Raw genomic sequence first — 14,327 nt, 5'->3', positions numbered from 1 at the left:
GTCGCGCCACCCTGAGCCTATCCGGAGGATTCTCCAATGCCCATGGGTGGCCTGGGACACACCCGGCGCGCCATGGTCATTAATACCGACATTCCCGCGCATAGTGGGGCCACATGAGTGCGGATTCACTGGAACAGCCACGCCCGGACACCCCGGAGGGCGCACCCGCAACCCCCGGGGACGACTCGCCCGACCTCGTGGTCGTCGTCATCGGGGTGATCGCCGTGCTGGCCGTGGTCGCCTGGGCGGCGCTCGGCAAGCACTCCTTCGACTCGGCGTCGAGCACCGCGCTGGCCTGGGTGCTGAACAACTTCGCCTGGCTGTTCGTGATCGCCGCCGACGTCTTCCTGGTCATGTGCGTCGTCCTCGCGATCAGCCGCTTCGGCCGGATCCGTCTCGGCGCCGACGACTCCGAACCCGAGTTCACCAACCTCGCGTGGATCGCGATGATGTTCAGCGCGGGCATGGGCATCGGCCTGATGTTCTTCGGGGTCGGCGAACCGCTGACCCACTTCCTGACCCCGCCCCCCGCCAGCGGCGCGGCCCCCGGCACCGGCAACGCCGCCCGCGCGGCCCTGGAGTACTCCTTCTTCCACTGGACCCTGACCCCCTGGGCCATCTACGGCATCGCCGGCCTCGCCCTCGCCTACGCGACCTTCCGCAAGGGCCGCGGCAACCGCCTCAGCTCCGCCTTCGTCCCGCTCATCGGGCGGGAGCGCGCCGACGGCTGGCCGGGCCGCGCCATCGACCTGCTCGCCGTCTTCGCGACCGTCTTCGGCACCGCGACCAGCCTCGGCCTCGGCGCCCTCCAGGTCGCCAAGGGCCTCAACATCACCACCGGCGTCGAGGACTCGACCACCCTCGAACTGATCATCATCGGCTCGCTGTCCGCCGCCTTCGTGCTCTCGGCCTTCTCCGGCCTGCACAAGGGGGTGAAGTGGCTCAGCACCATCAACATCGTGCTGGCCGCCGTCCTGATGCTCTTCGTCTTCCTGCTCGGCCCGACCGTGTACATCCTCGACGTGATCCCCGCGAGCGTCGGCAGCTACCTGCACCAGCTCCTCCCGATGGCCAGCCGCACCGGCGCCTTCACCGACAGCACCTGGCTCGGTGCGTGGACGATCTTCTACTGGGCCTGGTGGCTCTCCTGGGCCCCCTTCGTGGGCACCTTCATCGCGCGGATCTCGCGCGGCCGCACCATCCGCGAGTTCCTGGTCGGGGTGCTGCTGGTGCCCAGCGGGGCGACCGTCATCTGGTTCTGCGTGATGGGCGGCACCGCGATCCGGCTGGAGTCCACCGGCGCCGTCGACTTCGCCGCCAAGATCAAGGACGGCACCGAGGCCTCCCTCTTCGCGATGCTCGACGCCCTGCCGCTGGGCACGGTCACCTCCTACGTCGCCATGGCCCTGGTGATGACCTACTTCGTCACCAGCGCCGACTCCGCCTCCCTCGTCATGGGCTCGCTCACCAGCCGCGGCTCGCTGCATCCGCCCACCTGGCTCGTGGTGACCTGGGGCGTGCTGATGGCGGCCGTCGCCGCGGTGCTGCTCGTCGCCGGCGGGCTGAAGTCCCTCCAGACCGCCACCATCCTCGTCGCCCTGCCCTTCGTCCTGGTGATGCTCCTGGTGTGCTGGGCACTGGTGAAGGAGCTACGGGCGGACCCCGGCGCCGGTCCCGCCCGCAACCATCCGCTGCACGGGGTGCGCGACGCCGTACGGGCCATGGTCGGCGACGCCCTCACCGAGCAGGGTCCGGCCCGCCACCCCCGGCTGCGGCGCGTGGCGGAGTCCTCCCGCTCCCGGGACCGCGAGGACGGCGACGGCACGGCCTGAGCGGGAGCGGCGACCGGCCCCGCGCGGCTCGGTAGGCTGGCGCCGTGACCACCACGGATGACTACGCCACCTACATCGCGAGCCTGCCCCGCGTGCTGGCCGGTGCGGCCGCGCTCTACCGGGACACCGCGGGCCGGGTCCTGCTCGTCGAGCCCAACTACCGCGAGGGCTGGGCGCTGCCCGGCGGGACCGTCGAGTCGGACCGGGGCGAGTCCCCGCGCGGCGCGGCCCGCCGCGAGAGCGCCGAGGAGATCGGCCTCGACCTCCCGCTCGGCCGGCTGCTCGCGGTGGACTGGACGCTCGGGCCGGCCCGCCCGCCGCTCGTGGCCTACCTCTTCGACGGCGGCGTGCTGGACGCGGACCAGCTCGCCGCCATCAGGCTCCAGGAGGAGGAGCTGATCTCCTGGCGGCTGGTCGAGCCCGCCGAGCTCACCGACCACCTCCCCGGCGCGCTGGGGCTGCGCACCGCGGAGGCCTACCGGGTCCTGGGATCGGGCGAGGGCGCGGCGGAGCTGGAGAACGGCCGCCGACCGCAGTAGCGGGGCCCGCAGGGCCCGGAGGGTGACCCATCACACGGCGCCTACACGGGACGGGTCACAATGACCCGATGATCACGATGTACGCCTGGCCCAGCACCGCCGATGGGCCTGACGCCCTGCCCATGGTCCACTTCACCACCGAGGAGCAGGCCGGGGCCGACGTCACGCCCGACGGCGTGCCCGTCTGGCTGTTCGACACCGCGATACGCGACGGCGGCTGGGCCCACTTCACCGACTACGACGGCTGGGCGGCCCCCGCCGAGGGCTGGACCGCGGCCTACCGCCGGGAGGACGACGTCCTCTTCGTCAGCGGGCCCGGCGCCTGCGAGGGCTGGTACCAGGGCAACCTCGGCGCCCCCGCCGAGTGGGTGGAGGCCGCCGCGTCCCAGCAGAGCCTGGTGCTGCTCGCCGCCCCCGTACCGCACCCCTCGCTGTACGGGTACGCGGTCGAGGCCGGCGCCGCCTTCGCCCTCCTGGTCCCCCTGATGGTGCTCTAGGGGGTACTACGCACCCCGCACGACCGCACGGTCGCCGGTCAGAACAGGCCGTCGGTCGGCGTCGCCGTGCCCGCGCGGCCGGACTCGAACTCCAGCAGCCGCACCTTGCGCTCGACCCCGCCGCCGTAGCCGGTCATGCTGCCCGAGGCCCCGATCACCCGGTGGCAGGGGACGATGATGCCGATCGGGTTCTTCCCGTTGGCCAGGCCCACCGCGCGCGAGGCGTTCGGCTTGCCCAGCTTGGCCGCCAGCTCCCCGTACGACCAGGTCTCGCCGTAGGGGATGCGCGTCAGCTGGTCCCAGACGCCGCGCTGGAAGTCGGTGCCCTCCAGCCGCAGGGGGAGGTCGAAATCGGTGCGCTCCCCGGCGAAGTAGGCGGTCAGCTGCGCCGCGACGGCGGGGAAGGGCTCCTCGGTGGCCGCCACCCGCTCCCCGAAGGACTCCTCCGGCGGCCGGTGCCGCTGGCCGGTCATGTAGAGGCCGCTGAGCGTGCCGCCGGTGGCGACCAGGGTGAGCGGCCCGTAGGGGCTGTCGACGACGGTGTGCTGCCTGCTGGTGGTGTCCATGTGCCGGGTCTCCTCGTGCGTGGCTGAGCGGGCGTGGTCGTGGGGGCTGCCGGGTCAGCCCGGCAGGTGGTTGATGGGGTGGTCGTCCGTCGCCCACAGGTACTGGACGGCGTACGCCCGCCAGGGCCGCCAGCCCGCCGCCCGGGCGGTCAGCGCGGCCGGGGTGGACGGCAGGCCGAGCCCCCGCGCGGCCCGCCGCACCCCCAGGTCGGAGGGCAGGAAGGCGTCCGGGTCGCCCAGCGCCCGCATCGCGATCACCTCGGTGGTCCAGGGTCCGAAACCGGGCAGCGCGCCGAGCTGCGCCCGCGCCGCCTCCCAGTCGCTGCCCAGGCCGAGCGGCAGCGACCCGTCGGCCAGGGCGCCGACCAGGGTGGTCAGGGTCGTGCGCCGGCTGCGCGGCAGGGCGAGGGTCTCGGGGTCCAGCGCGGCCAGCGCCTCGGGGGACGGGAAGAGGTGGGTCAGCCCGCCCGCCGGGTCGGGGTCGGTGACCGGCTCCCCGTACGCCGTCACCAGGCGGGCCGCGTGGGTGCGCGCGGCCGCCGTCGACACCTGCTGCCCGAGCACCGCCCGTACGGCGAACTCCGCCGCGTCGACGGTACGGGGCACCCGGCGCCCGGGGGCCTTGTCCACCAGCGGCGCGAGCAGCGGATCCTGGCGCAGCTGGTCGTCCACGGCCTCCGGGTCGGCGTCCAGGTCGAGCATCCAGCGGCAGCGGCTGATCGCGATCGTCAGGTCCCGCAGGTCGGTCAGGGACAGCTGGCAGGCGATGTGGTCGGGCCGCGGGCTCAGGGCCACCACGCCGGTGCCGTGGGGCAGCCGCAGGGTCCGTCGGAAGGCCCCGTCGCGCCACTCCTCCACCCCGGGGACGGCGGTCGCCACCAGGTGCCCGAAGAGGTTGTCGGGGGTGAGCGGGGCGCGGAAGGGCAGCCGCAGCGACAGCGAGCCGGGGACGCGGGGCTCCGCGGCGCCGCGGTGGGCCGCACGCGCCTTCTGGCGCAGTTCGCCCGGGGCGAGGGCGAAGACCTCGCGCACGGTGTCGTTGAAGGTCCGGATGGAGGAGAAGCCGGCGGCGAAGGCGACGTCGCCCATCGGCAGCTCGGAGGTCTCCACCAGCAGCCGCGCGGTCTGCGCGCGCTGGGCCCGGGCCAGGGCCAGCGGACCGGCCCCCAGCTCGGCGTTGAGCTGGCGCTCCACCTGCCGCGTCGAATAGCCGAGGCGGGCGGCGAGCCCGGGGACGCCCTCGCGGTCGACCACCCCGTCCTGGATGAGCCGCATGGCCCGGGCGACCGCGTCGGCGCGGGCGTTCCACTCGGGGGAGCCCGGGCTGGTGTCGGGGCGGCAGCGCTTGCAGGCCCGGTAGCCCGCCTGCTGGCAGGCGGCGGCACTGGGCAGGAACGTCATGTTCGCGACCTTGGGCGGCACCGCCGGGCAGCTCGGGCGGCAGTAGATCCCGGTCGTCCTGACGGCGGTGAAGAACCATCCGTCGAAGCGGGCGTCCTTCGATCGGACGGCCCGCACGCAGCGCTCGGTGTCGGTGTGCATGCCTCAAGGATCGGACATTCCGGAGGGCCGGGCTGGCGGTTTTCCGACATGGACCTTCACGGACCTCGGGCCGGCGCCGGGGCCGGTACGGGGCCGGCCGGGGCCGTGCGCCGTGCGACGCGAAGGGCCCCGGTCACCGTATCGGTGTCCGGGGCCCGTCGTGTGCGTCCACGTTCGGTGAGCGCGCCGCCCGCTAGGGCAGCTGGCCCGCCCGTGCCTCGCGCCGGTTGTGGCGGAAGGTGTTGGCCCGCCGCGTGGTCGCGAAGAGCGGGATGGTCGCCGCGAGGGCGATCTGGAGCGCACAGCCCGTCTGGAGCAGCAGCTGACCACCCGGGGCGTCGAACGCCCAGGCCGCCAGCAGCCCCATCGCACCGACGATCCAGCTGAGCATCGCCACCGCGAGGACGCCCCGCGGCTTGGGGTACTCGACCCGGCTCACCATCAGCCAGGCCACGCCGATGATCGCCATCGTGGTCGGGACGAAGGGCAGCTCCAGCAGCACGATCGAGACGACCGTGAGCGCGCCGAAGGGGCTCGGCATGCCCTGGAACATGCCGTCCTTCATCGTCACGCAGCTGAATCTGGCGAGTCTGAGCACGACGGCGAGCAGCACCACGATCGCGGCCATGGCCGACACCTTCTGATGCGCGTCGTCGGCGACCATGCCGTAGACGAGCACGAAGTACGCGGGTGCCAGCCCGAAGCTGATCAGGTCGGACAGGTTGTCCAGCTCCGCGCCCATGGGCGAGCTGCGCAGCTTGCGTGCCACCAGGCCGTCGCACAGGTCGAAGACCGCGGCGAGCAGCATCAGTATCACGGCGGTCGCGGCGCTGTGACGCGCCATGCCCGACTCGTCACTGCCGGTGAGGTGCGGAATGAGGATTCCGGTGGTGGTGAAGTACACCGCCATGAATCCACAGGTCGCGTTGCCGAGGGTGAGGGTGTCCGCTATCGACAGCCGCAGCGAGAGGGGCATCTCCTCGCCGTCGGTCTCCTCCTCGGCTTCGGGCACCCAGTCGGACCGGCCGGGGCCGGTCGTCGTCTGGTCCGCCCGGCTCGCCGGTGATTCGGGATCAGTCACGGTCAATTCGAGTCACCCCCGCGGTGGTGGCCTGCCCGACCTCGACCGCGACCTCGACACCCTCGGGAAGGTAGATGTCGACGCGCGATCCGAAGCGGATCAGACCGATGCGCTCGCCCTGCTCGACCTTCGTGCCGGCCGGCAGGTAGGGAACGATGCGACGGGCGACCGCTCCCGCGATCTGCACCATCTCGATGTCGCCGAGCTCGGTGTCGAAGTGCCAGACGACGCGCTCGTTGTTCTCGCTCTCCTTGTTGAACGCCGGAACGAATCCGCCGGGGATGTGCTCCACGGACGTCACCGTGCCCGCGAGGGGCGCGCGGTTGACGTGTACGTTCAACGGGCTCATGAAGATCGCGACCCGGGTACGCCCGTCCTTCCACGGCATGATGCTCTGCACCACTCCGTCGGCGGGCGAGATGACGCGGCCCTGGGCGATCTCTCGCTCGGGGTCGCGGAAGAACCACAGCATGCCCGCCGCCAGCGCAGTGGTGGGCACGGCCACGGCGGCCCAGCGGCCGGACTTGCGGGCCCGGGTGAGGCTGAGCGCAGCGGTGGCGACGGTCGGCAGAAGCCACGGCGATGCTCCGCGCGCGAGGCGTCCACCGAGGAGGCCGACGCGAGGTGCAGAGGTTTGGCTGTGGGGCATGGATGACCTTCGTAGCGGGTGATTGCCGCGCCGCAAACTGGGGGACGGGACGGCGGCTTTACTGGAATGCTATCGGTTGCACGCAACAACTGGGCAAGCCAGAAGCCGAGTCGATGTCCGTCGGCCAGTGACTGGATGTGACCTTTTCCCCGAAATGATTCGGACATTTCGGGGCGAAGGCGGACTTTCAGCCCTGGAGTCGGTACTCCTCGAGCAGGCGTCGCCCAATGATCATTTTTTGGATCTCGGCGGTACCTTCACCGATCAGCAACATCGGGGCCTCCCGGTAGAGGCGCTCGATCTCGTACTCCTTCGAGAAGCCGTAGCCGCCGTGAATGCGGAAGGCGTCCTCGACCACCTCCTTGCAGTACTCGGAGGCGAGGTACTTCGCCATCCCTGCTTCGAGGTCGTTTCGTTCCCCGGAGTCCTTTTTGCGTGCTGCATTGACCATCATCGCATGGGCGGCCTCGACCTTGGTAGCCATCTCGGCCAGCTTGAACTGGATGGCCTGGTGCTCGGCGATGGCCTTGCCGAAAGTATGACGTTGTTGGGCATATGAGACACCCAACTCGAACGCACGCTGAGCGACGCCACAGCCACGTGCCGCCACGTTGACACGGCCGACCTCGACCCCGTCCATCATTTGGTAAAACCCTCGGCCGGTTGTCCCACCAAGGACCCGATTGGCCGGAATGCGCAGGCCGTCCATGATCATCTCGGTGGTGTCGACACCCTTGTAGCCCATCTTGTCGATCTTGCCCGGGATGGTCAGGCCGGGACGCACCTCGCCGAACCCGGCCTCCTTCTCGATCAAGAAGGTCGTCATCGACTTGTGGGGGGCCGTGCCCTCCGGGTGGCCTTCGTCACTGCGCACGAGGACGGCGACGAGCGTGGAGGTGCCGCCGTTCGTCAGCCACATCTTCTGGCCGTTCAGGACGTACTCGTCGCCGTCCTTCACCGCCTTGGAGGTGATGGCCGACACGTCGGAGCCCAGACCCGGCTCGGACATCGAGAACGCGCCGCGGATCTCGCCCGCCGCCATCCGCGGCAGGAAGTGGTCCTTCTGCTCCTGGGTGCCGTGCTGCTTGATCATGTACGCCACGATGAAGTGGGTGTTGATGATGCCCGAGACGGACATCCAGCCCCGCGCGATCTCCTCCACGCACAGCGCGTAGGTGAGCAGGGACTCACCGAGACCGCCGTACTCCTCCGGGATCATCAGGCCGAAGAGGCCGAGTTCCTTGAGGCCGTCGACGATCTGCTGCGGGTACTCGTCGCGGTGCTCCAGCTGGGTCGCGACCGGGATGATCTCCTTGTCGACGAACTCGCGGACGGTCTTGAGGATCTCCCGCTGGACGTCATTGAGGCCGGCGGTCTGGGCAAGTCGGGTCATTGGGCTACTTCCCCTGTTCCTTCAGCGTGGGCCGGCCGGGCTGCTCGCCGCCGCGCTCCGTGATGTACGTCTCGGTCGGGACCATCACCTTGCGCCGGAAGACGCAGACGAGGGTGCCGTCCTGCTTGTATCCCTTGGTCTCGACGTAGACGATGCCGCGGTCGTCCTTCGACTTCGACGGGGTCTTGTCGAGGACCGTGGTCTCGCCGTAGAGCGTGTCGCCGTGGAAGGTCGGCGCCACGTGCCGCAGGGACTCGATCTCCAGGTTGGCGATGGCCTTCCCGGAGACGTCCGGCACGGACATGCCGAGCAGCAGCGAGTAGATGTAGTTGCCCACGACCACGTTCTTGCCGAAATCGGTCGTGTTCTCGGCGTAGTTGCTGTCCATGTGCAGCGGGTGGTGGTTCATGGTCAGCAGGCAGAAGAGGTGGTCGTCGTACTCGGTGACCGTCTTTCCGGGCCAGTGCTTGTAGACCGCGCCGATCTCGAACTCTTCGTAGGTGCGTCCGAACTGCATGGTGCCTAACCCTCCGGGATCTCGAACTTGGTGGTGCGCCGCATGCCCGCGGCGCGCCCCTTGCCGGAGATGACCAGCGCCATCTTGCGGCTGGCCTCGTCGATCATCTCGTCGCCGAGCATCGCGGAGCCCTTCTTGCCGCCGGCCTCCGAGGTGCACCAGTCGTAGGCGTCGAGGATCAGCTCGGCGTGGTCGTAGTCCTCCTGCGAGGGGGAGAAGACCTCGTTCGCCGCGTCCACCTGACCGGGGTGCAGCACCCACTTGCCGTCGAAGCCGAGGGCGGCGGCGCGGCCGGCGACCTCGCGGTAGCCGTCCACGTTCTTGATCTGGAGGAAGGGGCCGTCGATCGCCTGGAGGTCGTGCATGCGGGCCGCCATCAGGATCCGCATCAGGATGTAGTGGTAGGCGTCCGCGCCGTAGCCGGGCGGCTGCATGCCCACGACCAGCGACTTCATGTTGATCGAGGCCATGAAGTCGGCCGGGCCGAAGATGATGGTCTCCAGGCGCGGCGAGGCGGCGGCGATCGCGTCGACGTTCACCAGGCCCTTGGCGTTCTCGATCTGCGCCTCGATGCCGATCTTGCCGACCTCGAAGCCCATGGTCTTCTCGATCTGCGTCAGCAGCAGGTCGAGGGCCACCACCTGCTGGGCGTCCTGGACCTTCGGCAGCATGATGCAGTCGAGGTTCTGGCCCGCGCCCTCGACGACCGTGATCACGTCGCGGTAGGTCCAGTGCGTGGTCCAGTCGTTCACCCGCACGACCCGGGTCTTGCCGGTCCAGTCGCCGTTGTTGAGCGCGTCCACGATCGTGTGGCGGGCGCCCTCCTTGGCGAGCGGGGCGCAGGCGTCCTCCAGGTCGAGGAAGACCTGGTCGGCCGGCAGGCCCTGGGCCTTCTCCAGGAAGCGCGGGTTGGAACCCGGCACCGCGAGGCAGGAGCGGCGCGGCCGCAGCCGGTTGACCGGGGAAGGGGGCGTGGTCATGCGGGGACCTCCGTGCTTGCGACGTTCTCTAGTGGGTGGAGCTTGTTCGCCTTGCGGATCTCGTCGACGATACGGCCGATGATCTCCGTGATGCCGAAGTCCTTGGGGGTGAAGACGGCGGCGACGCCGGCCGCCTTCAGGGTGACGGCATCGGCGTTCGGAATGATGCCCCCGACGATGACGGGGATGTCACCCGCCCCCGCCGCCCGGAGGCGTTCCAGGACGTCGGGGACCAGCGCGCAGTGCGAGCCGGACAGGATCGACAGCCCCACGCAGTGCACGTCCTCGGCCAGCGCGGCCGTGGAGATCTCCTCGGGGGTGAGCCGGATGCCCTGGTAGACCACCTCGAACCCGGCGTCGCGGGCCCGTACGGCTATCTGCTCGGCCCCGTTGGAGTGCCCGTCCAGGCCCGGCTTGCCGACCAGCAGTCGCAGCCGCCCGGCGCCCAGGTCCTCGGCGGTACGGGTCACCTTGGCGCGGACCTCCGCCATCGGCGTGCCCGGCTCGGCCGTGACCGCGACCGGCGCCGAGGAGACCCCGGTCGGCGCCCGGAACTCGCCGAAGACCTCGCGCAGCGCGGTGGACCACTCGCCGGTGGTGACGCCGGCGCGGGCGCACTCCAAGGTGGCCTCCATCAGGTTCTCGGTGCCGGCCGCCGCTTCCTTGAGCCGTTCCAGGGCCTGCCGGGTGGTGGGGAAGACGAAGGGATCGCCCTCGCCCTGCCGGTCCGAGGACTCCTCGCGCTCCGCGCGCCAGCGCCCGATGCGCTCGACGGTCAGCGCTTCCACCGCGCCGTCCACCGTCATGATCGCGCCGTCCAGGTCGGCGGTCAGCGGGTTCGGCTCGGTCTGCTGGAAGCAGTTGACGCCGACGATCTTGTCCTCGCCGTCCTCGATCCGGGCCCGCCGCTCGGCGTGCGAGGAGACCAGCTGGGACTTCAGGTAGCCGGACTCGACGGCGGCCATGGCCCCGCCCATCTCCTGGATCCGCTCGATCTCCGCCATGCACTCGTCGACCAGGGAGTCCACCTTGGACTCGATGACGTGCGAGCCCGCGAAGATGTCCTCGTACTCCAGCAGGTCGCTCTCCAGCGCGAGCACCTGCTGGATGCGCAGCGACCACTGCTGGTCCCAGGGCCGGGGCAGGCCCAGCGCCTCGTTCCAGGCGGGCAGCTGCACGGCGCGGGCGCGGGCGTCCTTGGAGAGGGTCACCGCCAGCATCTCCAGCACGATCCGCTGGACGTTGTTCTCCGGCTGCGCCTCGGTCAGTCCGAGGGAGTTGACCTGGACGCCGTACCGGAAGCGGCGCTGCTTGTCGTTCTCGATGCCGTAGCGCTCGCGGGTGACCCGGTCCCAGATCCGGCCGAAGGCGCGCATCTTGCACATCTCCTCGATGAAGCGGACGCCCGCGTTCACGAAGAAGGAGATGCGGGCGACCACCTCGCCGAAGCGCTCCGCCGGGACCTGGCCCGAATCGCGGACCGAGTCCAGGACGGCGATGGCCGTGGACATCGCGTACGAGATCTCCTGGACCGGAGTGGCCCCGGCCTCCTGCAGGTGGTAGCTGCAGATGTTGATCGGGTTCCACTTCGGGATGTGGTTGACCGTGTACGCGATCATGTCCGTCGTCAGTCGGAGCGAGGGCCCGGGCGGGAAGACGTGCGTCCCGCGCGAGAGGTACTCCTTGACGATGTCGTTCTGCGTGGTGCCCTGGAGCTGGGCGATGTCCGCGCCCTGCTCCTCGGCGGCCACCTGGTAGAGCGCCAGCAGCCACATGGCGGTGGCGTTGATCGTCATCGAGGTGTTCATCTGCTCCAGGGGGATGTCCTGGAACAGCCGCCGCATGTCGCCGAGATGGGAGACGGGAACGCCGACCCGGCCGACCTCGCCGCGGGCGAGGATGTGGTCGGGGTCGTATCCGGTCTGCGTCGGCAGGTCGAAGGCGACCGACAGACCCGTCTGGCCCTTGGCGAGGTTGCGGCGGTACAACTCGTTGGACGCCTCGGCCGTGGAGTGACCGGCGTACGTCCGCATGAGCCACGGCCGGTCCTTCTGGCGCTCTGTCATCTCAAGCGATCCTTAAGCCCTTTGGCGTCTCAGACGTTGCGGAAACGGTTGATGGCGTCGAGGTGCGTCTCGCGCATCTCGTGGTCGCGCACGCCGAGCCCCTCGGTGGGGGCCAGCGCGAGGACGCCGACCTTGCCCTGGTGCAGGTTGCGGTGGACGTCGTAGGCGGCCTGGCCGGTGTCCTCCAGGGAGTACACCTTCGACAGGGTGGGGTGGATCTTGCCCTTGGCGACCAGGCGGTTGGCCTCCCACGCCTCGCGGTAGTTCGCGAAGTGCGAGCCGATGATGCGCTTGAGCGACATCCACAGGTAGCGGTTGTCGTACTCGTGCATGTAGCCCGAGGTGGAGGCGCAGGTGGTGATGGTGCCGCCCTTGCGGGTGACGTAGACGCTGGCGCCGAAGGTCTCGCGGCCCGGGTGCTCGAAGACGATGTCGATGTCCTCGCCGCCGGTCAGTTCGCGGATGCGCTTGCCGAAGCGCTTCCACTCGCGCGGGTCCTGGGTGTGCTCGTCGCTCCAGAACTTGTAGCCCTCGGCGTTGCGGTCGATGATCGACGTCGCGCCCATGGCGCGGCAGATGTCCGCCTTCTGCTCGCTGGAGACGACGCAGATCGGGTTCGCGCCGCCGGCCAGGGCGAACTGTGTGGCGTAGGAGCCGAGTCCACCGCTGGCGCCCCAGATCAGGACGTTGTCGCCCTGCTTCATGCCGGCGCCGTTGCGGGAGACCAGCTGGCGGTAGGCGGTGGAGTTGACCAGGCCCGGGGAGGCGGCCTCCTCCCAGCTGAGGTGGTCCGGCTTGGGCATCAGCTGGTTGGACTTGACGAGCGCGATCTCGGCGAGGCCGCCGAAGTTGGTCTCGAAGCCCCAGATCCGCTGCTCGGGGTCGAGCATCGTGTCGTTGTGGCCGTCCGAGGACTCCAGCTCGACCGAGAGGCAGTGCGCGACGACCTCGTCGCCGGGCCGCCAGGCGTTGACGCCGGGGCCGGTGCGCAGGACGACGCCCGCGAGGTCGGAACCGATCACGTGGTACGGCAGGTCGTGCCGCTTGGTCAGCTCGGAGAGGCGCCCGTAGCGCTCCAGGAAGCTGAAGGTGGACACGGGCTCGAAGATCGAGGTCCACACGGAGTTGTAGTTGACCGAGGAGGCCATGACGGCCACCAGGGCTTCGCCCGGGCCGAGTTCGGGCACCGGGACCTGGTCCAGGTGCAGCGACTTGCGCGGGTCCTTCTCGCGGGTGGTGAGTCCCGCGAACATCTCGGTCTCGTCCTTGTGCACGGTGATCGCGCGGTAGGACTCGGGGAGCGGCAGGGCCGCGAAGTCGGCGGCCGTCGCGGCCTGCGACTGGATCGCGTCCAGGATGTCCTTCACGGTGGTGCCTCCGGCTGAGCGCTGAGGGAACGCTGAGGGGTCAACGAAGGTGGAGCAAGAGCGAGGGTGGTGGTGCTGCGGGTGTTGCGGGTGAGGGTGCTGAGCGTGTGCCGTCGGTCCGGCGGGGGTGGTGCGTGGCGACGCGCGGGTGGCGCGGAGGGTGCCTGTGACGCAGGCGTCCGGGGCGCGTTCCGTGCCGTGGTGGGCGTGGATCGCGGGGACATCCGGACGAGATTCAACGTATGGCACCCCGTGTCACTCGGCAAGGCACTGCGTGCCAAAAACTTCTCTCATTTGCCGATTGACCTGCACGAATGAGCGATGATCGATCAGAGTTACCCACGAGTAGGGGCAAGGTGGACACAACGAAAGGGCCGCCCCCACCGTGGGAGCGGCCCTTGTGACAGGAGTGACGGTCGAGCGACCGTCTGTCGGCTATCTGTTGCGCAACGCCTCTTCGATCGTGCGCATGACCTCGTCGAGCGGCGCGTCCGTACGGGCCACCGCGACCAGTACCTCGCCCTCGGTGCGGACGGCGGCGGCCCGCGCCGGCGCCCCGGCCTGGGAGCGCCCCGCGCCGATCCCGGAACCGAAGGTCTTGCGCACGATCGAGAAGGCGTGGTCCAGCTGGCCCTCCACGTCCCCCTGGCCGCCCGCCCGCAGCCAGCGCCGCAGCACGTGGTTGTGGGCGGTGACCACCGCGGAGGCGGCCACCTCGGCGAGCAGCGGATCGTCGTTGCCGGCGTGGTGGTCCTGCTCGTCGAAATGGGCCAGCAGGTAGCGCGTGAACAGCCGCTCGTAGCGGGCCACCGAAGCGATCTCGCGCTCCCGCAGCGCCGGGACCTCGCGGGTCAGCCGGTAGCGCTCCACCGACACCGCCGGGGAGGCGGCGTACATCTTCATGACTTCCTTGATCCCGCGGCACACCGTGTCGAGCGGGTGCTCGTGCGCCGGGGCCACGTCCAGGACCGCCTCGGCCCGGGTCAGGGTGTCGTCGTGGTCCGGGAAGATCGCCTCTTCCTTGGACCGGAAGTGGCGGAAGAAGGTCCGTCGCGCGACCCCCGCGGTCGCGGCGATCTCGTCGACCGTGGTGGCCTCGTACCCCTTCGTCGCGAACAGCTCCATGGCCGCGGCGGCCAGCTCGCGGCGCATCTTGAGGCGCTGGGCGGCCGCCTTGGTACCCGCGGGGCTCTCCGGGGCGTCGGAGGCCGAGGCGGCGCGGGGCGAGGTCTTGGCGGGCTGGGACATAGACCGAAAGTACTTCATTCGCGCGGCGGGGCGCGCCTGTGGGGCCGGCG

General features: G+C 70.3%; 13 protein-coding genes. 3 read left to right on the top strand and 10 right to left on the bottom strand.

Going from position 1 to position 14,327, the window contains the following annotated elements:
• The first annotated feature begins 113 nt into the window (after positions 1 to 113).
• The 3 genes from ACIQWR_RS15670 to ACIQWR_RS15660 all read left to right on the top strand — a co-directional run bounded on the left by ACIQWR_RS15670 (position 114) and on the right by ACIQWR_RS15660 (position 2,868).
• Complete coding sequence (locus ACIQWR_RS15670; RefSeq protein ID WP_404009012.1) at positions 114 to 1,832, top strand: BCCT family transporter; 1,719 nt, start codon at positions 114 to 116, stop codon at positions 1,830 to 1,832.
• A 44-nt stretch (positions 1,833 to 1,876) separates the two neighbouring features.
• Positions 1,877 to 2,371, top strand: a complete 495-nt coding sequence (locus tag ACIQWR_RS15665) for an NUDIX domain-containing protein (protein WP_404009009.1) — start codon at positions 1,877 to 1,879, stop codon at positions 2,369 to 2,371.
• 68 nt (positions 2,372 to 2,439) lie between these two features.
• The gene (locus tag ACIQWR_RS15660) at positions 2,440 to 2,868 is read left to right on the top strand and encodes a hypothetical protein (protein ID WP_354383135.1); all 429 of its coding nucleotides are present in this window, start codon (positions 2,440 to 2,442) and stop codon (positions 2,866 to 2,868) included.
• A 38-nt stretch (positions 2,869 to 2,906) separates the two neighbouring features.
• Here the strand turns inward: ACIQWR_RS15660 and ACIQWR_RS15655 are convergent, their stop codons facing one another.
• The 10 genes from ACIQWR_RS15655 to ACIQWR_RS15610 all read right to left on the bottom strand — a co-directional run bounded on the left by ACIQWR_RS15655 (position 2,907) and on the right by ACIQWR_RS15610 (position 14,277).
• Complete coding sequence (locus ACIQWR_RS15655; RefSeq protein ID WP_404009006.1) at positions 2,907 to 3,434, bottom strand: methylated-DNA--[protein]-cysteine S-methyltransferase; 528 nt, start codon at positions 3,432 to 3,434, stop codon at positions 2,907 to 2,909.
• A gap of 54 nt (positions 3,435 to 3,488) precedes the next feature.
• Complete coding sequence (locus ACIQWR_RS15650) at positions 3,489 to 4,976, bottom strand: AlkA N-terminal domain-containing protein (RefSeq protein WP_404009003.1); 1,488 nt, start codon at positions 4,974 to 4,976, stop codon at positions 3,489 to 3,491.
• 193 nt (positions 4,977 to 5,169) lie between these two features.
• Positions 5,170 to 6,063 carry a CDP-diacylglycerol--serine O-phosphatidyltransferase gene (gene pssA / locus ACIQWR_RS15645; RefSeq protein WP_404009000.1) on the bottom strand — a complete coding sequence of 298 codons (894 nt, stop codon included), beginning with the start codon at positions 6,061 to 6,063 and terminating at the stop codon, positions 5,170 to 5,172.
• Entirely contained in the window at positions 6,050 to 6,706 is a 657-nt protein-coding gene (locus tag ACIQWR_RS15640) for a phosphatidylserine decarboxylase (protein ID WP_330333490.1), read from the bottom strand. Before ACIQWR_RS15640 ends, pssA begins: the two co-directional genes overlap by 14 nt.
• 187 nt (positions 6,707 to 6,893) lie before the next feature.
• Entirely contained in the window at positions 6,894 to 8,099 is a 1,206-nt protein-coding gene (locus ACIQWR_RS15635; RefSeq protein WP_404008998.1) for an acyl-CoA dehydrogenase family protein, read from the bottom strand.
• A gap of 4 nt (positions 8,100 to 8,103) precedes the next feature.
• Positions 8,104 to 8,616, bottom strand: a complete 513-nt coding sequence (locus ACIQWR_RS15630; RefSeq protein ID WP_354383139.1) for a MaoC family dehydratase — start codon at positions 8,614 to 8,616, stop codon at positions 8,104 to 8,106.
• A gap of 5 nt (positions 8,617 to 8,621) precedes the next feature.
• The gene (locus tag ACIQWR_RS15625) at positions 8,622 to 9,596 is read right to left on the bottom strand and encodes an HpcH/HpaI aldolase/citrate lyase family protein (protein WP_399260235.1); all 975 of its coding nucleotides are present in this window, start codon (positions 9,594 to 9,596) and stop codon (positions 8,622 to 8,624) included.
• Positions 9,593 to 11,662, bottom strand: a complete 2,070-nt coding sequence (locus ACIQWR_RS15620) for a protein meaA (RefSeq protein ID WP_404008995.1) — start codon at positions 11,660 to 11,662, stop codon at positions 9,593 to 9,595. Before ACIQWR_RS15620 ends, ACIQWR_RS15625 begins: the two co-directional genes overlap by 4 nt.
• A gap of 29 nt (positions 11,663 to 11,691) precedes the next feature.
• Positions 11,692 to 13,029: a crotonyl-CoA carboxylase/reductase gene (ccrA, locus tag ACIQWR_RS15615; protein ID WP_399260231.1), complete on the bottom strand. Its 1,338-nt coding sequence runs from the start codon at positions 13,027 to 13,029 to the stop codon at positions 11,692 to 11,694.
• 435 nt (positions 13,030 to 13,464) lie between these two features.
• Complete coding sequence (locus ACIQWR_RS15610) at positions 13,465 to 14,277, bottom strand: TetR family transcriptional regulator (protein ID WP_404008991.1); 813 nt, start codon at positions 14,275 to 14,277, stop codon at positions 13,465 to 13,467.
• Positions 14,278 to 14,327 lie beyond the last annotated feature (50 nt).

This window comes from Streptomyces sp. NPDC098789, from assembly GCF_044759975.1.
In the GTDB taxonomy this organism is placed as follows: Bacteria; Actinomycetota; Actinomycetes; order Streptomycetales; family Streptomycetaceae; genus Streptomyces.
Note: the sequence above shows the minus strand (reverse complement) of the source record. Positions and strands in the feature narration are given on the sequence as shown.